Here is a 24582-nt window from a genome sequence, read left to right as displayed (position 1 = left end):
TTAACGGATAGATTCCATGAAATCCTGAAGAATGATAGTAGCGGCAATTTTATCCACCCTTTCTTTCTCCCGTCGCTTCATTCGCGGCACCCCGGATTCAATCATAGCCTGCATAGCGCGTTTGGAGGTTAGGTACTCGTCTTGGCGATGCAAATTAATATCCGGATATAGTTTGGCGAACTTACGTTCAAACCCGACAATCTGAGCATTAATCTTGTTCGGTGTTCCGTCTTTATGCAGACTTTCTCCGATCACAAGATCCCCAACGGGTTCGGTGGCCAAGTACTTTTCCAGCCAGTCAAAAAGCTGCCAGGTCGGCACCGTATCCAGGCCCGTTGCGATGATGCGCAGAGGGTCGGAAGCCGCCAGACCGCACTTCTTGGAGCCATAGTCTATTGCGAGAATTCTTTTGATAATCTGTTATTTCTGCTTAGGGAAACGTTGAGTGGCAACTTTGGTTTTAAAAGGCGCGGCCGCAGGTGCAATGTAAAACGACAGAACTCCGGCCCGGTGCAACTGAAAACAGCGCGCCCAGAGCCGGAGTTCTTCCGTCAATAACCAGGTCAGTAGATCACCTTACTCCACGATCAGGTCATGACTGTCTGAGCCTGAATCAGAAGTATCGCTATCTACGGGTTCTGCTTCGACGGCTCCGCCGTCAGTCTTCCCCGTAAGCCTGCGGAAACCAGACTTGATGGAGCGCCGGGTTTTGTAGATGAGCCACATCATTACGGGTACAACGATCAGGGTCAGGAAGGTGGCGAATACCATACCGTAGATAATCGTCCAAGCCATTGGGCCCCAGACGGCAGTGTTGTCGCCCCCCAGGAAATAACGACCATCCCATGTTGCGATGAAGCTGAAGAAATCGAAGTTAAAACCGATGGCCAGTGGAATGAGTCCGAGAACGGTCGTGATCGCAGTGAGCAATACCGGACGAAGGCGGGTAGAACCGCCGTCTACGATGGCGTCACGGATTACGTCAAGTTCAAGATCGGAAATCTTCTCGAGTCCGAGTTTTTCCAACTCCTCTTTCATCAGCAGCGTCGTGTAATCGATCAGTACGATTGCGTTGTTCACAACTACCCCCGCCAGCGAGATGATACCTACACCGGTAAATACAACCGAGAGCGTTCCGCCAAAGAAGAAGTACCCCAGCAGTACCCCGATCAAAGAAAGCACAACCGATGTAAGGATAATGAACGGCGAACTGATACTGTTGAACTGCGCAACGATGATGATGAAGATCAGGAACAAGGCAAAAACGAAGGCGCCCAGAAGGAAGCCTAAGTCTTCCTGCTGCTGTTGCTGTTCGCCGGTGAAGGCATAATTGAAGCCCTGTGGCATATCGTACCCTTCCATTGCTTCGGCGATCTGAGGCACGACGTCGTTTCCGACGTAGCCGTCCAGCACATTTGAGGTGATGGTGATCATCCGGTCCAGGTCTTTACGCTTGATGCTGGAGTAAGTCGAAGAATACTCGACGCTCGCTACCGTACTGATCGGGACCTGCGTGATTCGTCCGTTGGATGGATCACGGAAGGTAATGCGCTGGTCGAGGAGGGCATCGACGCTGTTGCGGTCCTCCTCTTTCAGGCGGATGAAGATCGGGAACTCATCTTCTCCGAGTTTGTACTTGCTCACTTCCTTACCGTAAACTGAGGTCCGTAATGCACTGGCAACCTGAAAGGTGCTCAGGCCATAGCGGCGGGCAGCTTCGCGGTCTACTTTTACGAGCAGCTCGGGTTTACCCAGCTTCACGTCGGCCGACAATTCTTCAATACCGGGGATTCCCTGAGCGTTGATGTAGCTGATGATATCATCGCCCAGAGGGATGAGTTTTTCCAGGTCTTCTCCGGTTATTTCCAGATTGATGGCCTTACCCGTCGGGGGGCCGTCGGCGTTCTTATCCACGCTGATCTTTGCGCCGGGAATTCCCTGAACGGCTTCACGGATTTCTTCCATGATTTTTTTTGTGCTCACACCTCCGCGTTCCCGGAAAGGAACGAAACTGACAGTAATCCGGGCTTTGTTCGGCGTTACGCCGGGTTCGGGCGGCGTATTGGGGTCCGAAGTGTTTTCCCCGATCTGAGTGAGTACCGATTCCACGACGTCTCCGTAAGGCTCCAGCAAAGTAAGTACCTTGGTTTCGAGTTGCTTCGAGACGAGGTTTGTCGCCTCGATGTCGGACCCAAGCGGTAACTCCACAAAGGCGTTGACGTACAGCGGATCGGCAGAGGGGAAAAACTCGACCGTTACCCTGGAGATAGAAATCAGGAAGATCGATAAGAAGAAGAGCCCGATGGTACCGAAGAGGATAGACCGCCCCCAACGCAGGGAGAAGTTGATGAGCCCCTTGTATTTGCCTTCCAGCCAGGGCAGGAACCTGTCCTGAAAAACGAAGGAAACCGGGCGCAGGAGGAAGTAGTACACCAGAGTAGTGATCGTTAAGATCACCATCAGGTTAAAGAACCACTTGGCGCCAAGCACCAGCCCGAAAAGGATACCAAAGATCATCATGATCCCTGCTCCTATAAGCGTGTTTCGCATCCCGCGTATGCGCCCCTTTTTTGTCTCTTCCCGCTCATCGACCCGCATGAATGTCTTGGCAAGAACCGGATTGATCACAAGCGCAACAACCAGGGAAGAGCCGAGGACAAGAATCAGCGTAATCGGGAAATATTTCATGAATTCTCCCACAATACCCGGCCAAACGGCCAGGGGGCTGAAGGCTGCAAGTGTCGTTGCGGTAGACGCGATGATTGGCCAGGCAACCTCGCCCGCACCAAACTTCGCAGCATTGTCGGACCTTCGGCCCAGCTGCATGTACCGGTAAACGTTTTCCACAATCACGATACCGTTGTCCACGAGTAGCCCCAGGGCCAGAATGAGGGCAAACAGTACCACGATGTTGAGGGTCACACCGGAGAGCCATATCCACAGAATACCCATCAGCATCGACAGAGGAATCGCGATACCCACAAAGAGGGCATTGCGCAGGCCGAGGAAAAACAGTAGTACGAGTACCACCAGGATCACCCCCGAAATGATGCTGTTCTCCAAGTTATCCACCTGATCGCGGGTGTTGTCTGACTGATCATTGAAAAAGGTGACTTCAAGTCCTTCCGGCAGTTGTTCTTTGACCCGTGCCACTACTTCCACGATTTCGTCGGAGGTGGAGAGCAGGTTTTCGCCGGACTTTTTGATCACATCAAGGCTCACTACCGGCAGGGCATTGGCCCGGGCGATACTGATGGGGTCTTCGTAACCGAACTCCACCGTCGCGATGTCCCGCAGGTAGACCAGGCGCTGGCCCTCGTTCTTGATTATAGTATTGGCCAGCTCCGCGGAATCTTCAAACTCACCGACGACCCGGATGGCCCGGCGGACATTGTTGTTCACGATCTCACCGCCGGAAAGCGTTAGGTTTTCGCTGCCGATGGCATTCTCGATGTCCTGAAAGCTGATCTGCAGGCTCTCCATCTTACGTACATCAACGGCAATCTCGATTTCCCGGTCCTGAACGCCCTTGAGTTGTACGTCGTTTACGCCCTTGATGTCTTCAATTTCCTCCTCCATAAACTCACCGTAGCGGCGAAGGTCGTCGGGAGGAAAATCCCCGCTCATATTTACGGTTACGATCGGGAAGTCAGAAGCGCTGATCTCCAGAATAGTGGGATCGGAATCCAGATCGGATGGCAGTTCGGGTTTAGCGATATCCACTGCGTCTTTTACACGGCGGGTAGCTTCATCGATGTCTTCATCCGCATTGAACTCAACGGTAATGACCGAAAAATCCTGGATGCTGGTGGAAGTAATCGTTTTCACCCCGTCTACGCCCTGAAGTTCTTTTTCCAGCGGCCTGGTAATCAGACTCTCTATGTCTGCCGCCGAGTTACCGAAGTAAGGCGTGTTTACGAATACCTGAGGAAACTTCACCTCCGGGAACTGCTCCTTGGGCACCTGGTCGTAGGCATAAAGGCCGAAGATGAAGATCATGATGGTGAGCAGGAAGACACTCGTTGAGTTGTCTACCGCAAGGTTGGTTAATGAGAATGTTCTCTTGTTCTGTTCCATTTTTAGTTGGTAGTTGGTAGCGTTGCTTCGCTACTGCGATCTTAGTGGTTATCGGTAAGAGTGGGGCTTGCTGCCGCAGATCGTGTGGAGCAAATGGCTGTTGCGTTATGAGGTTGAGCTTTTGCCATTTTACTACTCAATGCGGGTGATGAAAAAACGGGCACTGTCCACTATTTACTACCTACTGAATCGGGTTCTGACTGAGGCTGATCTTCTGGCCATCGGTAAGGCCGCGTGATCCTGCGGTGATGAGGCGGTCGTTCACTTTAATCCCGGATTGTATAACGGCTTTGTTGTCGAAGGATGCTCCGGTTTCTACGTACACTTTGCGGGCGATGTCACCCTGTTCACCTTCGTCCACTGCCAGGAAAACGTAGCGGCGGCCATCGATTTCCTGCTGAATCTGATCCTGGCTTACCACAATGATGTCTTCGGCGCTGTAATCGAGCACCTCTACTACCGCAAGGAGGTTTGCTTTGAGCTCACGGAGGTATTTTCCCGGCACGTCGATTTCGACTTCAAAAGTCCGGTTAGCGGGGTCTACTGTTTTACCGATACGGCTGACTGGGCCCATGAATTCCAGGTCTAGTGCCGGCACTTTCACCTTCAGTTTCTGGCCACGCTTCACCTTGGTAAGCAGGTCCTCCGAAGCGTCCGCGACCACATCGAGTTTGTTGGTGTTCAGGATACTGAGGATCGGGGCTCCCGGAGCTGCGGTTTCTCCCTGGCGCATCATCACGCGGTCCACCGTTCCGGAAATCGGGGCGTACACGTTTTTCTTTGCGGTTTGTACGTCAATCGTAGCGAGTTGCTTCTGGGTACGTTCGTAGTTGTTTTTAGCCTGCAGGAACTGAACCTCTGAACCTATTTTCTGGTCCCAGAGTCGCTGCTGCCGCTCGTAGATGTCTTTGGCGAGTTCCGCCGCTTTCTCGAGTTCAGCACGCTGGGTCGTGATGTTTTCTACATCGATTACGGCGACGAGGTCACCCTTACGAATCGCATCGCCTTCTTCGAACTTCATGCTCACTATCCGCCCGGGGAGTTCGGGCGAGGCGAAAGCAGACTCAGAAGCACGAACGGTAGCCTGCACTTCGGCGAAGTCTTCGAAAGACGAGGTAGTAACCGTTTCATACGCAACCAGCGCTCCTTTAGGGGCCAGACTGGGGTCTGCGGTGAAAATCTCCTTTTCAAGAGCTTCCACTTCCTGAGTAAGCGCACGGAGTTCAGCCTTTTTAGTTTTCAGGAATTCCTTTTTACCGGGCAGATCCGTAGGGACAGTTTCATCGGGGGCGCTGCCGCAGGATGCAAGGAAGGTTAAAAGGAGCAGGGGAAGAAAGTTATAAATAGTTTTCATCGGGGAAGATGGAGATTTTATGGGGGGGAGAGTACAGTCAGCAGGGCTGCTGCACGATGGGGGTAGAATTGAAGCGACGGGCGTGCAATGAGCGTAAGGCACTGTGTACCCTGCCGGCTAATTACTAATTCCGGCCAAGGGCGAGGAAGAGGTCCTCTTTCGCCACCAGCGTTTCGTAAAGTGCGTTCAGGTAATTGGCTTGCGATTCGTAGAGTGCTTGCTCGGCCTGCACTACTTCCACGCTCGAACCCACACCTTCACGGTATTTGATTTGGGTCGTATCGTAGATGCGCTGTGCAAGGGCCAGGTTATCTTTGGTTACCTGCAGCCGGTCAGAGTTGGCCGTAAAGGTGCTTCGGGCATTCAAGACTTCCAGTTGGATGCTTCGGTGAAGATCGTTGCGCTGATTGATCACCTTTTGGGTCGCCAGTTTCGCACGCTCCACGCGCGCAGCGCGGCCACCGAAGTCGTAAATAGGGATGTTGGCCTGAACACCCACCAGAACAGTGGGAGCCCAAAATCCATCCTTGAAGTCATCGCCGGAGTACACGTATTGCGCGGCGAGATTGGCGTATACAGTTGGCAGGTAAGCTGCTTTTTGCAGTTCTTCGTTCAGCCCCTGAAGCTCGATCGTTTTGTCGAGCAAGCGCAATTCAGGCCGGGTTTGGTAAGGAATGTCAGACGTCAGCAAAGCAGCGTCGATCTCCGTTTCCAGTTTGGCGAGGTCGTCCTCCACACGAAGCGGCTCATCCAGCGGATAGTTCAGGGTGAACTTCAATGCCCTTAGGGCATTCTCGGCCTGCTGAGCTACCTGGTCGCGCTGGCTACGCAGGTTGTTGAGGCTGAGGACCAGCCGATCTACATCCAGCTGTTCTACAAAACCGGCATCGTACTGAGCAGACACCTCGTCTTTGAGCTTCGTCAGGTTACTGATATTGTTATCCAGGATCGCAACATTGGTTTTCAGCAGCAGTGTTGGGAAGTAAGCCTGAATGACCTGCCCCCGTACGGTCCGCTGGGTGTTTTCCAGCTGAAGGTTGAAGTAATCACTACTGGCCCTGGCTGCACGCAGGCCTACAAAGAACGACCCGTCAAAGATCATCCCCCTGGCACTCAGGCCGGCCGTAAAGCTATTCTTCAACTGAAACGAGATAGACTCTGGTGCGTTCGGGTCTCCCATCGTGAAGGCAGCAGGCAGTGGAACCTGCGGAACTTTGAGGTAGCGCGTAAAATCCAGTGAACCGTTGATTTGAGGAAGGCCGGTGCTCAACCTTTCTTTTACGTTCTGCTCGGCGTCCAGGATATCGACCTGAGCATTACGGATGGAGTTGTTGTTGCTCATGGCGTAGGCCACGGCCTCGTCCAGACTGAATACCGGTGGCGGTTCTGACTGTGCGTACAGGCTTGCCAGACCACTCATCAGAGCAACCATCAGCAGCAATTGCCTGGTAAAATATTTCATCGGATCAAAAATTATGTATTAGTTGATTTGGTGGGGGCTGAGGGGAACAGGGGCTACTTCATCCGCAAAACTTAGTGAGTCTTCGAATGGTTGCTCTCTGTCTGTTTTTATTTTAAAGCTTTCTTGTCGAGGTACTGATCGAGCCGGTCGCGGCCAAACTGATTTACGATGCCCTGAAAGTGATACTCCGTCATCTGGCGTATGACCTCTGAAAGCGGGCGGTCGTAATTCGGGAATACCTGCCGGTCTACGGCAACCATCATCATTCCGGAGTAAAGCGTAGCGATCACCTCAGGCTCGATGTTGTTACGGTACAGGCCTTCTTCCATTCCACGCTCGATGTTCTGAACCAGTTTCTGTTCAAATGCCACGTGGTGCTGGCGTACCATCCCTTTCCAGATTGCCGGATAGTATTTCTGCAGGTCATGCACCGCTGCGGGCGAAATCTCCCGCAACTCATGAATGAAGTAGCGGCTGGTTCTCAGAAATTCATCAATGGCATCATGCGATGTGTTCTGGCAGTCAGCAAAAACCTCCATGTCCCGTCTGAAATCCTCTTCCATTATCATCATCACCAGCTCCTCTTTATTCGTAACGAGTTGGTACAATGTCTTTTTGGAAACACCCATCGTCCGCGCCAGATCGTCCATACTGACACTCTTGATGCCCAAGCGCCTGAACATAGAGGATGCGGCCCTGAACAGGCCCTGTTTGTTCTTTTTGAGTTCGTTCACGGCGCAAAGAACGCTGGAAACTTTAGATGGTTTCAAAGTTTCCTGAGTTTTTTTCAAAAAAAATCGTCCTGCTTGCATTCCGGATCTATTCACCGGAAGCATGAGACAATCTTCAGCCCGGAACGCACCCGCTGGAGTGAAAGCGGACAATGTTGCCTGAGATACAAATCAGCAGGCTATCCTCCCTTAATTGTGCAAAAACATCAGCTCCTACCGGGGTTACAATAACGGGCACCACCACCTGCCCACGGTTCAACTCGGTACTCCGTACCTGGCTTTCACGAACATGAAAAGTCCGTACGCCATCAGTCCCGTACCCACCAGAGCCAGCAGAGCGGAACTCACCGTTCCGCCTTCGAGGAAAGAGAGTGCTTCCCCCAGCGCACGAAACTTGCCGGTATCGGACGTCAGTCCGGTTCGTATCAGGAAGTAGCCCATGATGCCATAAACGACGAAACGGGCGCTCAGTCCTACCCGGCCGGCATCGCGGAAGGCCATCCGCTTTTCTTCGTTCAACTCAAACTCTTTGATTTGCTCCATGTGCCGGTCCGTTACAGCGCGGTAGAGTTGGTAACACCCCGTTCCGATGACCACAACACCGATGACGATTACCGCAATGTGCCCCCATGATTGTTCGAGCAAAGCTGCGATGAGGTCTTTCTTTGTTTCCTTGCTACCACCATTGCTGATCAAACGCTGGAAGGCGTAGACGGCGAGCCCTGCGTACGCCAGCCCGCTCACCACCCAACCGATGCGTTTCACTTTTCCTTTATTATCGTCACTTTCTTCCGCCGGATCAAAAGCAGCCAGGTAGAAACGCCAAAGCGCGTAGGCTGCCAGGCCAGCCCCCAACAGCCCCAGGATCAGCTGTCCAAAAGGATTTCCGCTTACCCAGTCGATGATCGCCTTGGGGCCGTTAGAACTGCGCGCGGCCCCGATGACGGTTGCGAGGGCGAACGTACCGACAAGAAAATAGATCGATCCTTTTGCGACATGACCGCCCGCAAAGAGGCGTTGAAGAGATTTTTCCGATAGCTTCATCCGGGGCAGTTGTTTCTGTATTCAGCGCGGCGGCCATCGACCTTGTTCGTAGTGCGCCTTAGTGGGTGGCTTTAATCCTTAAATTTGCAGCCATGATTCCTTCCCGCCCCGGCCAACGCACCTTGCTATGCATCCTCGACTGGGGGCTGGGCCACGCCTCCCGCAGCCTTGCCCTGGCAAATGCCCTGGAGGAAGCCGGCGAAGCAGTTTTCTTTGCATCCTGCGGCCGCGCCAAAAAATTCATCGAGTCAGAACGTCCGGGTACGAAAGTTTACGAACTCCCCGGCTATAACGTTACCTACCCTACCCGATCCATGCCGCTCAACGTAGCGCTGCAATTTCCCCGTTGGATGGTCACCATCTGGCGCGAACGCAGGTGCTGTGCGACGCTCGTTCAGGAGCTGAGGATCGACCGGATTGTATCCGACAACCGCTTCGGCTGCTACGTCCCCCGAACACGCTCCGTTTTTCTGACCCACCAGCTGCACCCGATTACAAACAGTCGGCTGGTCTCCCGGATTTACCGCGCTTACCTGCAACGCTTCGATGAATTCTGGGTGCCCGATTTTGCCGAGGCGAAACACCGCGTCAGCGGTCAGCTTTCCGGTCGCCGCAATTATGGCCACGTACAATACATCGGGCCTCTTTCGCGGCTTTCAGCAGGGATGGCCGAACAACAAGAACGAGGAGTTTCAGTACTCACCGTGATGGCGCTGCTCTCCGGCCCTGAACCCATGCGAACACAGTTGGAAGCCATCGTCGTTGCGCAACTTTCCACGGTGCCCGGCAATCATGTTCTGGTCCGAGGCCTGCCTGGTTCAGCCAACCACCTTCCTGATTTACCGAATAATATTACCGTCTATGATTTTGCGGATGCTGCCCTGCTCAGCCGCCTTTTACCCGCCGCAGAACACATCATTTGCCGCTCAGGCTACAGCACACTAATGGATGTTTACGCAGTAACGACGGGCAAAAAACTGATACTGGTGCCTACGCCCGGTCAGACCGAGCAGGTTTACCTCGCCAAACGGGAAGCCAGAAGAATTGGCTGCATTGCCGTGCCGGAACAGGAAGACCTGGACCTCGACAAAATTCTTTCCCTGCGTTGATGCTTTGCGTGGGCCGGTGCCGGCTACTTACCAACAGTAGCTGCGTCCGGTCAAAAAGTCAGGAAATAATGACTGGAACAACCTTTGCGGTTGACAGGGTCGGAGTATACCACCCACCATCAAAACTAATTCAACTATGCAAAAAGGAAACATCTCGGTACAGACCGAGAACATCTTCCCCATAATTAAGAAATTCCTGTACTCTGACCAGGAAATTTTCCTTCGTGAACTTGTCTCCAATGCAGTAGATGCCACCAGCAAACTCAAGACCCTGAACCGCAAGGGTGAGTTCAAAGGCGATATCGGCGAAGACACGATCGACATCATGATCGATAAGGAGGCCAAGACACTGACCATCCGCGACCGCGGTATCGGTATGACCAAAGAAGAAGTTGAGAAATACCTCAATCAGGTTGCCCTCTCTTCCGCTCAGGACTTCGTGGACAAATACCAGGAAGACGCCAGCATCATCGGTCACTTTGGTCTGGGTTTCTACTCTGCCTTTATGGTAGCCGACAAGGTGGAAGTAAATACCCTGAGCTGGAAAGACGGCGCCGAGCCCGTCCGCTGGATCTGTGAAGGTGACCCCAGCTACGAAATCGGTGAAGGCGACCGCGACTTCCGTGGTACCGACATCATCCTCCACGTTTCCGACGACAGTGTACAGTACCTCGAGGACAGTGAGATCGAAGGCCTGCTGAACAAGTATGCACGCTTCCTTCCCATCCCTATTCGTTTCGGAACAAAAACCGAGACCACTTACGAGGAATCCGACGTAGCAGTAATCGAAGGCGAAGAGAAGCCCGAACCGGTAAAGGTTGAAAAGGAAGTTGACAACATTATCAATAACCCTGAACCACTCTGGAAAAAGAACCCTGCCGACCTCACGGACGACGATTACAAGGACTTCTACCGCGAGCTTTACCCCATGGGCCAGCCGCCCATGTTCTGGATTCACCTCAACATCGATTTCCCCTTCAACCTCACGGGTATCCTTTACTTCCCGAAGGTTTCCGGAGGACTCGAGTTACAGCGTAACAAAATCCAGCTCTACAGCAACCAGGTGTATGTCACCGACGACGTGAAGGAAATCGTGCCTGAGTTCCTGACTCTGCTCCACGGTGTGATCGACAGCCCGGATATTCCGCTGAACGTTTCCCGCTCGTACCTTCAGGCCGACACCAACGTGAAAAAAATCACCGGCTACATCACCAAGAAGGTAGCCGAAAAACTCAACAGCCTCTTCAAAGACAACCGCGAAGACTACGAAGCAAAATGGGCCGACCTCGGTGTATTCGTGAAGTACGGTATGATCTCCGAAGAGAAGTTCTACGACCGTGCTAAGAAATTCGTACTCCTCGAAAACACGGACAACCGCAAGTTTACGATCGAAGAGTACAAAGAGCGGATTGCGGAAAACCAAACCGATAAGCACGACAAGGTCATCGGCATTTACACTGCCGATGAGGACCGTCAGCACACCCTCGTTGCGGGTGCCATTGAGCGCGGCTACGATGTCCTGAAGCTGGAGCACGCCATCGATGCTCCCTTTATCCAGAGCCTGGAGCAGAAAGAAGGTATGACCTTCGTTCGCGTAGACTCAGCAACTCCTGATCAACTCGTCCAGAAAGATGAAGAGAAGGAGCTACTGCTAAACGAAGAGGAGCAGACTACGGTCAAGGATCTCTTCACCACCGTTGTGGGTGAAAAAGGCAATGTGGAACTGAAACCGCTGGATACCACAGACGCTCCCGTTCAGATCGTTCGCAATGAGTTCATGCGCCGCATGAAAGAAATGCAGCAACTTCAGGGCATGGACACCTCCATGTTCCCCGATATGTACAACGTCGTTGTGAACGCCAACAACCCGATCGTGAAGGATCAGATCCTGAACAATGAGGATGAAGCGGCTCGCACCGAAAACGCTACCCACCTTTACCAACTCGCACTGCTGAGCCAGCAGTTGCTTTCCGGCGCAGAGCTCAAGGCTTTCGTAGACCGGTCGGTTAAGATGATGAAGTAAGCGCGGGCTTTCCGCTGCCTTACGGCACAATTACAAAAGCATTCAATGTTCGGCTTTCAAACGGTCTTTAATGACGACCTGAAAGCTGAATGTTGAATGCTTTTTTATTGCACCTAAGCCATAGACAACGTCTGTTTTCTCAATTCCTAAAAACGATGTTGTGGACCACGGGGGTAATTTTATGTCTCAGGAAAAACTACCTTTGGCGTATGCGCTACCTCACATTACTTCCCTTTCTCTTCCTCCTCGCCTGCTCCGAATCGGCCCCGGAAGAGACGACCAGCCAAATCACCACCGATCTTTCTGTAGATATGAAAGCGAATACGCCCGATTCATTGCTGCGGCACGCCGTACTGTTCTCCTTCAACGAAGACAGCTACCCTGCTGGTGTACAGGAAGTGGAAGAGGCCTTTGCCGCTTTGCCCGGCAAGATCCCGGAGATCCACGATTACGAATGGGGCATCAACAACAGCCCGGAAGGCCTGGACAAAGGTTACACCCACCTCTTTTTTGTGACTTTCAAAAGCGAAGCGGACCGGGCGGTTTACCTGCCTCATCCGGACCACCTTGCGTTTGTGGAGGTCCTCAAGCCCCACCTGAAAGACGTGCTCGTCCTTGATTACTGGACACGGTAGAAATGCATCAGGTCAGAGAGTGAAAACGCAGCGTTTGCCGTTCAGGAAGAACAGCAAGGGCGAGTTACCAATTCCCTCTGTCCTTTGATTTCTGTACTCCGGTTTTTTATACTCTGCTAACCCTCTCACCTACAGGTACACCCAGGCTTGTTCTTCGTGGCTTTTGATGATGGCGTCGCAAATGACCAGTTCCCGGAGTCCGTCTTCGAACGTGGCGTAGTGCGGAGGTTCGCCGGTTGGGGCGTCACCCGCAAGGATGTCGTTGTAAAACGAGCGGAAGCATTGCTTGAAGGTGTCGGGGAAGCCTTCGTTGTGTCCGCCCGGGTAATTGACGTAGGGGCTGGCCAGTCCGGTCAGTAAGGCCGGGTCTTTGAGCAGAAATTCCGACGGAGCGTCGCGCCGGCCCACCAGTAGTTCATTGGGGCGTTCGCTGTTGAACTCGTAGGCGGCGTCTTGGGTAGCAATGTCGTACGTGAGGCGGTTTTTATGCCCTGCACTCACCTGAGTAACGAAGAGTTGCCCTTTGGCCCCACCCTTGAATTTGAGGAGAATGCTGGCACAATCATCGGTAGTGACGGGGATGGACTCAAGGTCTTCGTCGCGTAGTTTTTCGTTGTTGAACGAGCTCACCTCGCCCTTTGGCCGGCGACGGGTGGTATGAACGGTGGTCAGGTCAGCGAGAACCGCTTCGACCTCCAGGCCGGTGGTGAAGTGCACAAGGTCGAGCCAGTGGGTACCGATGTCGGAAACGGCGCGTAGCGCGCCGCCCTGGTCCGCCAGAACGCGCCAGTTGTAGTCGGTGTCGTAGAGCAACCAATCTTGCTGGTAGCCGCCAACGACGGAGAAGATCCGGGCGTCATTGCTGGCCAGGCGGTCTTTTACTTCCAGGTTCATGGGGTAGAAACGGAGGTTGTAGTTGACTCCGGCTTTGAGGTTGGTTGCGGCAGCGAGTTCGACAAGTTCTTTACCTTGTTCGGAGGTCATGGCGAGTGGCTTCTCGCACATCACGTGCTTGCCTGCGGCAAGCACCTGTTTCACCATCGGGTAGTGCAGTACGTTGGGTACTGCGAGGTGGATAACGTCGAGATCGTCGTCTTCCAGCATCGCCTCGAAGTTGGGGTAAGCGTGCTCGAGGTTTAGTTGTTGGCGGGCCTCTTCGGCCAATTCGAGCGTGGCGCTGGAAATTCCTTTGACGCGAACACCGAGCCGGCGCAGGCCTTCGACGTGAACGGGGCCGATAAAACCAGTGCCGGCAACACCGGCGGTAATAGAACTGTACATAGATTTTGCTTGAAAGACTTAAGACTACGGTTATTAGTTTTCAATGCTAATCTACTCTGTATATTTCGGTTACCGGGAAAAGGGGCCGAGAATAATACACCACGTTTTACTACATCCAGACCCTTATCCGGCTTCGACCCGCCCGTTGTTTTTTCCAGCAGATCGTCCGCTGAGGAGCCAGAATATGAGCCCGACGAACAGCACAGCTACTGCTCCTCCAACGTAACTGAGCACCTGCGTTTGCGCCCCCCAATGCTTGATAGAAAGCGCGACGAAAGCCCAGACCACAACCCCTGCATAAGCTGCATCCCGGTAACGGCGGCTTGTGTATCCGGTTACGAATGCGGCCACGACAATCATGATTATAGTCCAGGTTACTTCCGGGACACCGAAGCCATTCCATTTGTAGAATTTCAGTGCGGAAGCTACATTGAGCACCGTTGCCAGCGTTACCCACGCAAAGTAGATGCTGAAGACGAAATGCTCTAACCAGTAAGTAATTTTAGCGCCGGAAGACTCAATGACTTGTAATAGTTGGTTGATCCGAAACAATGAAATCAGCATGAAAATGATGATGCCAACCGACAGCCATTGCCAGTCGTACGAAGCGGCGGCCAGCCACAAACCGTTGGCGACAACATTTGCCGCGTACCAATACCGGAACGAAACCCACGCAGGATGGTCGTTTCTGTTTTTGACCAATTGGAATACCGCAAAAACGACCAAACCGATGTAAATCGGCCCCCAAATAGCGAAAGCATAAGGAGCCGGAACGATGAGTGGGCTTGTAGCCGTGGAAGTTGTACCGATGGGGTTAGGGCCGAAGTTACCGGTAGCATTCAGAGCGTACAAAGCAAGCATAACGAGCATACTTGCAAGGGCCAGATACTGAGAAGAGCGCTGATTCATTGCAGAAGGGGTTTATCCGCATGAACGGAGGCCCCACAGGCTTAGTTCTAAAAACCATATCAATGGAGCCCGACCAGTGCTTTATTTTCCGGTTCCGGTTACATTTTCGCCCAGTTGCGGGTCAGTCCGAAACCTTCAAATAACAAGGTGGGTTCAGCGCTGATTTCCGGTAGCCGGGGCTCTTGATTCAAAGAAAGGGCAAAATGGATTTTCTCCACCGGATCAATGATCACTACTGTTTCGTTGGTTATTATGATCAGGGCCGAATCGATATTGTAAGGGAAAAGTTCATCCATATCCGTTGCGACATCGCGTTGCAGGGTGATCCGAAGTCTGCTTTCGTTATCAACAAATGCTTCCAGTTCGTTACGATCGTTGATGCGCAAGCTTACGGGTGCAGTCTCCGTTTTGGCCCAGTTGCGCATCGAAACACGGGCGTTATGCTCATCGACGAACGAGCCGATGGCTTCCTCATAATTGGTTTGAGCAACAGCAGAGAGCGACACACAGCAAAAAATGAGAAGAACAAGAATACGGGGGAAGAAACGCATGTAATATGGATAGTTTACAGCCTTAAAACGTTGCTTTCGGCAGGGTATTGTCTTCAGGATTTGTGCGCAGAGCGTAACCGAGCAGTGGCCCAAAATGCAATTAAGCCCGCAACCGACTCCGGGCGCAAACCAGATTGTCGCTCACGTGATCATTCGGCCCAGCAGGCTACCACTAATCCTACCTTACGGACGCCCGGCGGCAAGGTGGTCTCTACCGAACAACCAGGTTTTATCTAGACTTTATATGGATTAGCCTTTTTGCCGCAAAAAAACGACCAATGTCCATTAATGGACATGCCCCCCCCGGTTATCTCGCCCCTCATGATTTTACCTTTGTAACTCAAATTGTAGGAGCATGAATTGTTTCATGCTTTTGCATTCTTTAATAGTGGTTGCGAGAACTCAAAAATAGACCTTTGCACCCTAAAAAAACCATTTACTAACCTCTCCTTGAAAACAGGATGTTAGAACAATAGTTGGACCCCGTCCAATTATCTATCTATTTTAAAGTGTTGTTCATAGTGTTTCTCGACGTTTTGGGCTGTTGCCCAAAACGTTTTTTCTTTTTCCCCTATCATGAGCAAGGGCAAACCTCCTCCTTCAGTAGCGGAAACGCCACTGTTTTCTGGTCAAACTTCGCTATATTTGGTTGTTACCACTTGCATCCATTGCTGAAGTCGGGAGGTAAACTCCTCTGAGTAAAGCCTGCCAGTCAATCTTTATCCGAGCATTAATTCGTTCTCTGGTCCCACCTGCCGGAGATTAGGTTAACCTATATCTTCTCTTATGCCGTCCAAAGACACTCATCAGCTTGATTTCAACCGAATTATTTCGGATATCTTTCCTGACATAGACCCCACGGTTGTCAAGGACAATGACTACCTCCACAAGATCCAGCGTAATTGCATGGAGCAAGCCAACCCCTTTGCGTGTTACTTCACACTCTTGTTGGGTAGCGAGCCAAGGATTACGTGGCGGCACAATACCGCCCGTCATTTTGGTATTCTGGATTTACAGTACGAAGAGGTATTCACTCTAATTCACCCCTCGTGGCTTTTTGCCTATGTCAATTACGCAAAAGCGATGTATCAGGTAGCACTCTCTTCTCCGGAACTCGTTCAAGAGGGCGCATCAGCGGGTAGCCTCATCCCAATGCGCCATCGTTCGGGGGATTATTACTGGTACCACCAGATTTCGGTCAAGGTAGCAAACGACGGTCCGCTACTGGCAGCTCACGTCAATTACTACCACCAAAGTTCTGTGTACGGAGGCCAACTCCCCGACATGCCAAAACTGACAACATCAGGAGAAGTCAACAAAGAACTAAGCAAAAAACTGAATGTTCTTGCGCTGGAGTTCCTTCCTGATTTTTTGGCTGAATTCCTTTCGGACGTGCAGATCAAATTCATACTCGAATACCGGCAAATCATTGCTGATCTTGGCAACAAAAACATTCCTCAACGTACGCTGATGTCTCAACTCGAAACCATCGACACCCTTGAGAACCTGAGTAAGGTAAAACAGCGCATCAAGCAAAATACAATAGCCCACTTCCAGCACCCTTTGCTCAATTCCGCCCGGAGCCTGGCTTTGTGGCTCAACCGGTACTTCCCCCTTTTGGAGTAGACGGTGCAGACTGCAGTCGATCTATCCCTGCAGAATCAATTCCAGTCCCTTATCTATCAATCGCTCTACTGTTTTGGTCGGTTGCGAGCTGAACGTACCAGACGCACGGTTGGCCAAAAGTGCGGATACCGATACGGCCCGGTGGCCAAGCTCAGTGGCCAATCCATAAATACCCGATGTTTCCATCTCGATGTTCGTTATGCGCGTCCCGTTGTATTCCCAGCTGCGCATACGGCTCAAAAGCTCGGGAGACAGCCCGGACTGCAAACGTAACGAACGCCCCTGTGGCGCGTAAAAGCCCGAAGCAGTCATGGTTATTCCACGCGTTAAATTGCTGGAAGCAAAAGCAGGAGGTAGTTCAGGCCGAACGATCAGGACAGGAACGGGCAACTGGACCCTGCCGTCCTCCAGGTATTCAAACAGGTTGATGGCGGCTTCGTCGGGCTCGCCGCCGGAAAGGTAGAAAGGCAACAGCCCATCGTTAGCCAGGGCTGCTTCAGACAGCAGGAAGCTATCGAGGGGCAAATCAGCCTGAAAAGAGCCACTTGTTCCCAACCGGATGAAGTCCAGAGAAACTAACTGATCCTTTATTATCCGGCGTTCGAGGTCGATATTGAAAAGCGCGTCCAGTTCGTTGAATACGATGTCGATGTTGTCCGTGCCGATGCCGGTGGAAATGACCGTTATACGCTTGCCGTCCAACTCTCCCGTGTGCGTTACGAATTCGCGGGCTTCCACCTTCAGTTCTACTTTATCGAAGCGGCGCGATATGGCTCGTACCCGTTCGGGGTCACCGACCGTGATTATCGTTTCGGCGACCTGACCAGGCAATAGGTTAAGGTGGTAAAGTGCTCCGTTGGAGCGAAGGATGAGTTCGGATTCAGGCAGATTGATAACTAAGTATTTTTTGAGATTAAAAGCAATGATTCAGTAAAGAAAGCGTGAGCGTTGAGACCTGATTACCGGGCGGTCAATTCGGCCACCCGGTTCTTGAGGGCACGCTCTTTAATTTCGGACCGGTAAAAATGTCCTTCGGCCTTTCCTTTGTACACTACAATCGCCTGAGGGCTGGCGTGCTCGACGTCAAGACGGTCTGCTATCTCTTTTTTAACTTCAGGGGTGTACTGAACCACACATCCGTAAATGTCCAGATCGTGCTTAGCATGCGCCACTTCGATCTGAGCTGCCCCGCTGAAAGGGCAACTGGAACTGTGCTTGAAAATTATAACGGGTTTCTCGTTGCTCGCTTTTAGCGCGGCATCGACATCTTCGTTCGTGTGCAAAATATGGAACATAGCTGGGGTGGTTTATTCGTCATAACACGAGGCGAGCCGCATAGTTTTTACGACCAGCACTAACATCGGGAGAATGGCTTAACCCGGCGTTTGATTGACCGGCAGCAGGCCGCTTTGAATTGGGGCGACGCTTCCGGAGCACAGCTTCCGGATTCCGTGCCGCGGTCGCGGGTGCAAAGCAAATTGACGGGCAATGTTTGCTCCACCAGCATTCTTCTTCTGCCGGAAACTCCCTTTTTCATAACTGCAGAGGTCGAGTCAGGCTGGAAATACTTCCCAAAAAATGCTGACAATTTTATCGGTTACAGACTATATTGCCCTCATGACCACGACCGAAAAACTAGCCGCTCTCCGCCGGGCAATGCTCGAAGCTCAAATCGACGCCTACATTATACCAAGCACCGACCCCCACCAGAGCGAATACCCCGCTCCCCGCTGGGCCTCCCGCGAGTGGGTGTCCGGTTTCACCGGATCCGCCGGAACGTTGGTAGTCACCCTCCACGAAGCAAAACTCTGGACCGACAGCCGCTACTTTCTTCAGGCAAATACCCAACTGGAAGGTACAGGCATAGAACTCATGAAAAGCCGCCAGCCAGATTCAGTCTCCATCGAAAACTGGCTCGGAGCAACCCTCATGGACGGACAGACCGTTGGCACCGACGGCCGCGTAACCAGCCTGAGAGCCAGCCGCGCTATGCGCCGTAAACTCGAAAAGCTGGACCTGAAATTTACACTCGACGAAGACCTTATCCGCAATATCTGGTCAGATCGCCCTCCCGTTCCTGGTCGTCCTGTTTTCGAGCACACCCCGGATTATACCGGAGAATCATGGCAAGCCCGCCTACAACGTTTCCAACAATGGATGGGAGAGCGCAACCTCGATTACTTCGTCGTATCGGCACTCGATGAAGTAGCATGGCTGCTAAACATTCGTGGTTCAGACATTGACTTCAATCCCCTTTGTGTGGCCTACCTGGTTATCGGCAGCAAAGGAGACCATGCGATTTTCGCCACCGCCCGCCCCGGTTTCTCTACCTGGACCGAGGGCCTGCCGGCAGGCCAGAAACTAACCGTCCACAGCTACGACAAAGTAAGCAGTTACCTCCGTCGCCTGAATGCACTGAATGCGGACATCGGCATCGACCCGGGAACCATCTCCGCGCGCCTGGCGATGCACGCCGGCGCAGACAGCACGACCGAGTACACCAGCCCGGTTCCCGGCTGGAAAGCAATTAAGAACGAAGTATCTCTCGGGCACCTGCGCACCACCATGGCCCACGATGCAGTCGCGTTGCTGCGGCTGCGCCGCTGGCTCGGGGAGGTCGTCCCCGAAGGAATTACCGAAGCCGAAGTAGCCCGCAAACTCACCGCGCTCCGCGCAACCTACCCATCTTACGTTACGGATAGTTTCCCCGCTATCGTAGGCTATGCAGGTAACGGCGCCATTGTGCATTACCGGGCTCCCGAAAAGGGCTCGGCGAAGCTGGAGGCCGAAGGCCTCCTCCTCATCGATTCCGGAGGCCAGTACCATACCGGTACAACGGACATTACCCGCACCTTCGCCCTCGGCGAAACAACAGAGGAGATGCGCAAAGCATTCACCCTTGTCCTCATGGGCCACATCGACCTTGCCGTGGCGAAGTTCCCGACGGGAACTACCGGTGTTCAGCTGGACGTACTCGCGCGCGGGCCACTCTGGCGCAACCAGATGAATTACGGGCATGGAACCGGCCACGGAGTAGGTTTCTTCCTCAACGTTCATGAAGGCCCGGCAGGCATCCTGACCAACCCGAAGTCGCCATCAGGCCAGAAAAAGCTCGAGCCGGGCATGGTTCTCAGTAACGAGCCCGGTTATTATAAGGACGGAGAGTTCGGCATCCGGACGGAAAACCTGGTCGTTATTCGGGAAGCCTCGCAAGAAGGCTGGCTCGAATTCGAGACCATCACTTTATTCCCCATTGATCGGTCACTGATCGAACAGGGCATGTTGCTTCGTTACCACGTTGACTGGATCAACGACTACCACAAAATGGTACTGGAACGCGTCAGCCCGCTCGTTGAGGGGGAAGAATTAGACTGGTTACTGGAAAGCTGTAAGGCTCTGTAACAGGAACACTCTATTCGGACAATCAGCAAAAAGACGGGTTGCGCTTTGAATAAAAGTGCAACCCGTCTTTTTTGCTTACCGCTCCGACTCCAACAGGTAGGGCTCATTAACTGCAGGCTGAAGCAATTGCGCGCTCAGTCCTGCGTCCTCCATCAACCGTTCGGCCCAACGGATCGGTTCACTCGCAGGCTCGTTGCTGAGATCGTAGGTGCCGTGGTGCATCGGCCACCAGTAGGTTGCCTTCAGGTCCTGGTAGCCCCCGAAAGCCTGCAGCGGATTGGCGTGTACCGGCTCCATAATATAATCGGGTTTATAAGCACCAATCCCCAGTATTGCAATATCTATTGCCGGGAACATGGCACCGATCTCCGCCCAGTAACCGGTCTTTGCGGAATCTCCGCCAAAGTAAACGGTGTGTCTTATCTCTTCAACTTCCTTTGCACCCGCGGCCGCGCCCCCGTCGCCGACTTCCAGCATGAAACTGCCCCAGAGCGAACGATTGAAGTCGGTGAGGCCACGCCGGCACCAGTGTTGACCCGGCAGGAAAGTTATCCGTAAGCCGGTGTCCGGTGTATCGAAAATCTGGTACCAACCCGCTTCCTCGATGGGAGTTTTCCCGACCCAGGAGCCAATGAGATTCGAGAGGCCCAGGGGGCAAAGAATTTTTCGGATCGGATTGTTGGCACAAATCGCCTTGATGCATTTTTTGTCTACGTGATCCCGATGATCATGACTAAGCAGCAGATAGTCTACGCCCCGGATGTCATCGTAGCTGAAGGGCGGACTCACCCGACGGGGAATAAATGGCATACCCGTCAGTTGCGGATCGGTCAGGAAGCGCAGCCCGTTGAATTGCATAAGGAAACAAGCGTGGCCCAGCCACACGATCCAGTCACGGCTTCTATCTTCAAGGTAAGTCACCCCGGCAGAAACCTCAGGAGTCCATGTATCTGCTTTCTTTTCTTCGCGCTGGGGGTTGCCGCTGAGCACCATTTTCACGGCAGACTTCCAGTCCGGACGGTAAGCATTTTTCACATACTTGAACTCTTTATCCTCAAAGGGGTTGCCGCGCCAACCGGCGGGGGCAGAAGAATGAAACGCCAACCGGGGATTGCTCTTATACTCCATATTCTGCCTAAAAGGGGTAACGCCCTGAAAGGTTGGCAGGAACAGACTTTATTTGATTGATTACAATGCTTCGGTCAGCACCCCGTACAGGGTTTCTGCTCCCGAGAAGTAATTGCGCAGCAAGATGTTTTCATTGGGCGAGTGCTGGTTATTGTCCGGGTTCACGAGTGGGAGTACCACGGCGGGTACATCCAGGGTGGTAACGAAAGGTGCGATTGGTACCGAGCCGCCCATCGTGCGGAGCAGTACGGGGTCTTTACCGAAAGTGTTTTTCAGCGCGCTTTGCAGCCAGGTACCGGTCGGCCCGTTCAGGTCGGTGCGGAAGGCGGCGTAGCTGGTTTTTCCGCCGAAGCTGGCCAGACGGTCGTAGGTGGCGCGTTCGGCGTCGGTGGGTTCGCGGCCTTCGGGGATGATGTGGTAGCCCTGGGCTTTGATGTAGTCGCGCACGAGGCCGAGCAGGCGGTCGCCGTCGGATTCTTTAACAAGGCGCAGATCCATATTCACCACCGCGTTGTCGGGGATGATGGTGCGGGCGGCCTGGCCGACCCAGCCGGCTTTGAAACCTTTGATGTTCAGGCTTGGGTACTGGAGCGCTTCCTGCAGGTTTCCCCCTACCCCGTCGGGCGATCGAAAGCCGATACGGCCGTGGATGGCGGGCAGATCATCGGGTACTGCGGCGAGCATTTCGCGGGTTTCAGCGTCCAGTTCGATCCCGTCGTAGTAACCGGGGATGGTAACCCGGCCGTTGATGTCTTTCATTCCGGCCAACAGCTGGGCGAGGCGCAAGGCGGGGTTCGGGGCATAGTTACCGTAGTGGCCGCTGTGCTGGGCGAGTTTGGGGCCGTAAACCGTCAGCCGCGCGCCGGCGATGCCACGCGCACCGCCCACGAGCGTGGGCTGGTTGGTGGTATGCACCGGCCCGTCGAGGATAATCAGATGATCGGCAGCGAGCGCTTCACGGTGGGTGGTTACTGCCCCAGGGAGGTCGGGGCTGCTTGCTTCCTCCATCGGGTCTACGATGAATTTTACGTTGTAATTGGGCTTTTTCCCGTCGGCGATCATTTGGTCCCAGGCGACGAGAAAAAGCATGATCGGAGCCTTAGCGTCGGAGCTGGACCGGGCAAAGATGCGCACATCGGTGGTCTCTGGTTTGGCTGGCAGTTCTGCAACTTTAGCGTAGTTGATGGTGCCGTCGGCACCGGTTTCCATCTTCCCGTAAACAGGTTTGAAAGGCGGGCTGAGTACCCACTTCGTCACGTCTACCGGCTGGCCATCTGCGTGACCATAGAAAAGGACCGTTTCTCTGGCATCGGGGATGGTGTAACTAAGCAGCAGCAAGTCAAGGCCTGCGTTTTTCAGCCTTTCAGCCTTGAAGCCCCGTTTACCAAATTCCGTTTCGAGCCAAACCAGGTTGGGCTCTAACTGACCTTCGATCCGTGCGTCGTTCGGGATACTTAGAAATGCCTGGTAGGCGTCCAGGCTTTCCAGCGTCCGTTGGTTCAGCGTTTTCTGGGCGCTGACGCAGGTGCAGAGAAGGGATAAGAAAAAGACAGGTAGAAATCTCAACATACAATCTAACGTTTACCTCGCAATATTATAAAACAAATTTACAAACAAATCAACACTAATCGTGTGTAGATTTTTCATTTTTTTACCCAACACGTCTTTTTCACGGGTAATAGCTACTCACCAAACGTGCCATGCGGGTTGTTTTTGCAATATTTTACCCATATATTTGTTTTAAAATAATGAAATGCCCCATTATACCTGGCCCACTGATAAAATACCAAGTTCGCCAGATCTCGAAAGCAAACCTGTTCTGCGTGCGCTTATACGGGCAAGAGCGACCCTTGCTGAACTTAAGGGAGTTGCCCGTACCATTCCGGACCAATCCATATTGATCAATACGCTGGGCATCCAGGAAGCAAAGGACAGTTCCGCGATTGAAAACATCATTACCTCTCTTGACGAACTCTTTAAGGGAGAGCTCAACCTCAAGCAACTGCCATCCAGTGAAGCCAAAGAAGTTCAAAATTATGTGGAGGCTCTGAAAATGGGGTGCCGTTTAATCTCCTCCAAAAAACTACTTACCAATAACGACATTATTGCCATTCAGGAAGTATTGGAAAGAAACCATGCCGGTTTCCGTACGACACCCAGCACATCGCTCCTCAATGCGCGAACGAATGAGGTGGTGTATACACCACCCCAATCTTTCGACGAAATTTCATCGCTGATGGCGGAACTGGAAAAGCTGATCAATGACGATAATTTCCGTACCTACGACCCGCTGGTAAAAATGGCCATCATTCATTATCAGTTTGAAACCATTCATCCCTTTTACGACGGGAACGGACGGACCGGACGAATCATCAATATCCTGTACCTCATCATATCTGGCTTGTTGGATTTCCCCACACTTTACCTAAGTAGCTTTATCATTCGGAATAAGGCAGATTACTATCGGCTGTTGCAGGAAGTAAGAACGAATAGCAATTGGGAAGAATGGTTGCTCTACATGATCGACGGTATATACATCACCGCTAGAGATACGATTCAATTGATTGAGTCCTTACAGGTACAAATGATGGATATGAAGCAGAAACTTCGCGAAGGATACAAGTTCTATTCGCACGAACTCCTCATGAACCTTTTCAGGCATCCTTACACGAAAATAGAATTTGTAGAAAATGAATTGGGCGTCTCCCGCAAGACGGCATCTAATTATCTGAATACTTTAGCCAAGGACGGAATTTTGCGTAAAGAAAAACTGGGCGGTGGAACTTACTTTGTCAACGAAGACCTCTACCACCTCTTCCTCATGCGCTAATGCAGCGGCTCTCCGGCGCTGGTGCCGGAGCCCATCAGGATCATCGTCAGAATGAGCGTAAAATACAGGCCGGAGACAAGCACACCGGAATGCAGTAAGAAAGCCAACACCCGACAGACTGGAGAAACTTCATCGCTCAGGTAGGTTTTCCGCCCCGCCTGGTAAAGCCGTACGGCCATAAGTGTGATGAGAACCCCACAGGCAATCAGACCTCCCGCAGACAGACTCTGCTTGCCCGGACCAGAGCCCATTACCAAGCCTACGAACAGCATAAGGGAGAAAAGCAGCAGAGCCACCTCCAGGAGAAACCACAGCACGAAGTGTATTGCAAAAGACTTCATCTTCAAAGATTAAAAGAGTGTTCACGAAGGTACCGTTCCCCTTAAACGTTCATTGCACCTGCGGCCGCGCCCCAAAACA

General features: G+C 52.6%; 20 protein-coding genes. 6 read left to right on the top strand and 14 right to left on the bottom strand.

Annotated features, from left to right (window positions below):
* The 6 genes from ruvX to FUA23_RS15190 all read right to left on the bottom strand — a co-directional run bounded on the left by ruvX (position 1) and on the right by FUA23_RS15190 (position 8668).
* Complete coding sequence (ruvX, locus tag FUA23_RS15215) at positions 1-396, bottom strand: Holliday junction resolvase RuvX (protein ID WP_262713712.1); 396 nt, start codon at positions 394-396, stop codon at positions 1-3.
* A 180-nt stretch (positions 397-576) separates the two neighbouring features.
* Positions 577-4077, bottom strand: coding sequence for an efflux RND transporter permease subunit (locus FUA23_RS15210; RefSeq protein WP_147931614.1), 3501 nt, complete (start codon positions 4075-4077; stop codon positions 577-579).
* Between the two features lie 181 nt (positions 4078-4258).
* Positions 4259-5431 (bottom strand): efflux RND transporter periplasmic adaptor subunit, encoded by a 1173-nt coding sequence (locus FUA23_RS15205; protein ID WP_147931613.1) that lies wholly within the window; start codon positions 5429-5431, stop codon positions 4259-4261.
* A 124-nt stretch (positions 5432-5555) separates the two neighbouring features.
* Complete coding sequence (locus FUA23_RS15200; RefSeq protein WP_147931612.1) at positions 5556-6893, bottom strand: TolC family protein; 1338 nt, start codon at positions 6891-6893, stop codon at positions 5556-5558.
* A gap of 107 nt (positions 6894-7000) precedes the next feature.
* On the bottom strand, positions 7001-7663 hold the full coding sequence (locus FUA23_RS15195; protein ID WP_187271079.1) for a TetR/AcrR family transcriptional regulator: 663 nt from the start codon (positions 7661-7663) through the stop codon (positions 7001-7003).
* 216 nt (positions 7664-7879) lie between these two features.
* The gene (locus tag FUA23_RS15190) at positions 7880-8668 is read right to left on the bottom strand and encodes a DUF1206 domain-containing protein (RefSeq protein ID WP_147931610.1); all 789 of its coding nucleotides are present in this window, start codon (positions 8666-8668) and stop codon (positions 7880-7882) included.
* 92 nt (positions 8669-8760) lie between these two features.
* Here FUA23_RS15190 and FUA23_RS15185 point away from each other — a divergent pair, with 92 nt between their 5' ends.
* The 3 genes from FUA23_RS15185 to FUA23_RS15175 all read left to right on the top strand — a co-directional run bounded on the left by FUA23_RS15185 (position 8761) and on the right by FUA23_RS15175 (position 12435).
* Positions 8761-9777: a glycosyltransferase gene (locus tag FUA23_RS15185; RefSeq protein WP_147931609.1), complete on the top strand. Its 1017-nt coding sequence runs from the start codon at positions 8761-8763 to the stop codon at positions 9775-9777.
* A gap of 136 nt (positions 9778-9913) precedes the next feature.
* The gene (gene htpG, locus FUA23_RS15180; RefSeq protein ID WP_147931608.1) at positions 9914-11800 is read left to right on the top strand and encodes a molecular chaperone HtpG; all 1887 of its coding nucleotides are present in this window, start codon (positions 9914-9916) and stop codon (positions 11798-11800) included.
* A 209-nt stretch (positions 11801-12009) separates the two neighbouring features.
* Positions 12010-12435, top strand: coding sequence for a Dabb family protein (locus FUA23_RS15175; RefSeq protein ID WP_147931607.1), 426 nt, complete (start codon positions 12010-12012; stop codon positions 12433-12435).
* 129 nt (positions 12436-12564) lie between these two features.
* On the opposite strand, the gene FUA23_RS15170 is transcribed toward FUA23_RS15175, so the two are convergent.
* The 3 genes from FUA23_RS15170 to FUA23_RS15160 all read right to left on the bottom strand — a co-directional run bounded on the left by FUA23_RS15170 (position 12565) and on the right by FUA23_RS15160 (position 15176).
* A complete protein-coding gene (locus FUA23_RS15170) occupies positions 12565-13716 on the bottom strand; it encodes a Gfo/Idh/MocA family protein (protein ID WP_147931606.1) in 1152 nt (383 codons plus the stop codon).
* 123 nt (positions 13717-13839) lie between these two features.
* On the bottom strand, positions 13840-14625 hold the full coding sequence (locus FUA23_RS15165; protein ID WP_147931605.1) for a hypothetical protein: 786 nt from the start codon (positions 14623-14625) through the stop codon (positions 13840-13842).
* 98 nt (positions 14626-14723) lie between these two features.
* Positions 14724-15176, bottom strand: a complete 453-nt coding sequence (locus tag FUA23_RS15160) for a hypothetical protein (RefSeq protein WP_147931604.1) — start codon at positions 15174-15176, stop codon at positions 14724-14726.
* A 786-nt stretch (positions 15177-15962) separates the two neighbouring features.
* On the opposite strand from FUA23_RS15160, the gene FUA23_RS15155 reads away from it, so the two are divergent.
* Entirely contained in the window at positions 15963-16802 is an 840-nt protein-coding gene (locus FUA23_RS15155) for a hypothetical protein (protein WP_147931603.1), read from the top strand.
* Between the two features lie 21 nt (positions 16803-16823).
* On the opposite strand, the gene FUA23_RS15150 is transcribed toward FUA23_RS15155, so the two are convergent.
* Both FUA23_RS15150 and FUA23_RS15145 read right to left on the bottom strand, forming a co-directional pair.
* Entirely contained in the window at positions 16824-17633 is an 810-nt protein-coding gene (locus FUA23_RS15150) for a nucleoside phosphorylase (protein WP_246144249.1), read from the bottom strand.
* Positions 17634-17761: 128 nt separating this feature from the next.
* Positions 17762-18097, bottom strand: coding sequence for a monothiol bacilliredoxin BrxC family protein (locus tag FUA23_RS15145; RefSeq protein WP_147931601.1), 336 nt, complete (start codon positions 18095-18097; stop codon positions 17762-17764).
* Positions 18098-18380: 283 nt separating this feature from the next.
* Between FUA23_RS15145 and FUA23_RS15140 the strand changes: the two genes are divergently transcribed.
* Entirely contained in the window at positions 18381-20204 is a 1824-nt protein-coding gene (locus tag FUA23_RS15140) for an aminopeptidase P family protein (protein ID WP_147931600.1), read from the top strand.
* 75 nt (positions 20205-20279) lie between these two features.
* Here FUA23_RS15140 and FUA23_RS15135 read toward each other — a convergent pair whose 3' ends face one another.
* Together FUA23_RS15135 and FUA23_RS15130 are read right to left on the bottom strand one after the other, a co-directional pair.
* Complete coding sequence (locus FUA23_RS15135; RefSeq protein ID WP_147931599.1) at positions 20280-21332, bottom strand: MBL fold metallo-hydrolase; 1053 nt, start codon at positions 21330-21332, stop codon at positions 20280-20282.
* A gap of 60 nt (positions 21333-21392) precedes the next feature.
* Entirely contained in the window at positions 21393-22901 is a 1509-nt protein-coding gene (locus FUA23_RS15130; protein ID WP_147931598.1) for a M20/M25/M40 family metallo-hydrolase, read from the bottom strand.
* A gap of 184 nt (positions 22902-23085) precedes the next feature.
* On the opposite strand from FUA23_RS15130, the gene FUA23_RS15125 reads away from it, so the two are divergent.
* Positions 23086-24162, top strand: a complete 1077-nt coding sequence (locus FUA23_RS15125) for a Fic family protein (RefSeq protein WP_147931597.1) — start codon at positions 23086-23088, stop codon at positions 24160-24162.
* On the opposite strand, the gene FUA23_RS15120 is transcribed toward FUA23_RS15125, so the two are convergent.
* Positions 24159-24503, bottom strand: coding sequence for a hypothetical protein (locus FUA23_RS15120; RefSeq protein WP_147931596.1), 345 nt, complete (start codon positions 24501-24503; stop codon positions 24159-24161). The genes FUA23_RS15125 and FUA23_RS15120 overlap by 4 nt on opposite strands.
* Positions 24504-24582: the final 79 nt, after the last annotated feature.

It is taken from the genome of Neolewinella aurantiaca (assembly GCF_008014675.1).
GTDB classification, from domain to species: domain Bacteria; phylum Bacteroidota; class Bacteroidia; order Chitinophagales; family Saprospiraceae; genus Neolewinella; species Neolewinella aurantiaca.
This window is presented reverse-complemented; position numbering and strand designations above follow the sequence as displayed.

Excerpts from the sequence above, each read along its gene's own strand:
- FUA23_RS15210 (WP_147931614.1), bottom strand. The coding sequence starts at position 4,077 with ATGGAACAGAACAAGAGAACATTCTCATTAACCAACCTTGCGGTAGAC.
- FUA23_RS15205 (WP_147931613.1), bottom strand. The coding sequence starts at position 5,431 with ATGAAAACTATTTATAACTTTCTTCCCCTGCTCCTTTTAACCTTCCTT.
- FUA23_RS15200 (WP_147931612.1), bottom strand. The coding sequence starts at position 6,893 with ATGAAATATTTTACCAGGCAATTGCTGCTGATGGTTGCTCTGATGAGT.
- FUA23_RS15190 (WP_147931610.1), bottom strand. The coding sequence starts at position 8,668 with ATGAAGCTATCGGAAAAATCTCTTCAACGCCTCTTTGCGGGCGGTCAT.
- FUA23_RS15185 (WP_147931609.1), top strand. The coding sequence starts at position 8,761 with ATGATTCCTTCCCGCCCCGGCCAACGCACCTTGCTATGCATCCTCGAC.
- htpG (WP_147931608.1), top strand. The coding sequence starts at position 9,914 with ATGCAAAAAGGAAACATCTCGGTACAGACCGAGAACATCTTCCCCATA.
- FUA23_RS15175 (WP_147931607.1), top strand. The coding sequence starts at position 12,010 with ATGCGCTACCTCACATTACTTCCCTTTCTCTTCCTCCTCGCCTGCTCC.
- FUA23_RS15170 (WP_147931606.1), bottom strand. The coding sequence starts at position 13,716 with ATGTACAGTTCTATTACCGCCGGTGTTGCCGGCACTGGTTTTATCGGC.
- FUA23_RS15165 (WP_147931605.1), bottom strand. The coding sequence starts at position 14,625 with ATGAATCAGCGCTCTTCTCAGTATCTGGCCCTTGCAAGTATGCTCGTT.
- FUA23_RS15160 (WP_147931604.1), bottom strand. The coding sequence starts at position 15,176 with ATGCGTTTCTTCCCCCGTATTCTTGTTCTTCTCATTTTTTGCTGTGTG.
- FUA23_RS15155 (WP_147931603.1), top strand. The coding sequence starts at position 15,963 with ATGCCGTCCAAAGACACTCATCAGCTTGATTTCAACCGAATTATTTCG.
- FUA23_RS15145 (WP_147931601.1), bottom strand. The coding sequence starts at position 18,097 with ATGTTCCATATTTTGCACACGAACGAAGATGTCGATGCCGCGCTAAAA.
- FUA23_RS15140 (WP_147931600.1), top strand. The coding sequence starts at position 18,381 with ATGCTGACAATTTTATCGGTTACAGACTATATTGCCCTCATGACCACG.
- FUA23_RS15135 (WP_147931599.1), bottom strand. The coding sequence starts at position 21,332 with ATGGAGTATAAGAGCAATCCCCGGTTGGCGTTTCATTCTTCTGCCCCC.
- FUA23_RS15130 (WP_147931598.1), bottom strand. The coding sequence starts at position 22,901 with ATGTTGAGATTTCTACCTGTCTTTTTCTTATCCCTTCTCTGCACCTGC.
- FUA23_RS15125 (WP_147931597.1), top strand. The coding sequence starts at position 23,086 with ATGCCCCATTATACCTGGCCCACTGATAAAATACCAAGTTCGCCAGAT.
- FUA23_RS15120 (WP_147931596.1), bottom strand. The coding sequence starts at position 24,503 with ATGAAGTCTTTTGCAATACACTTCGTGCTGTGGTTTCTCCTGGAGGTG.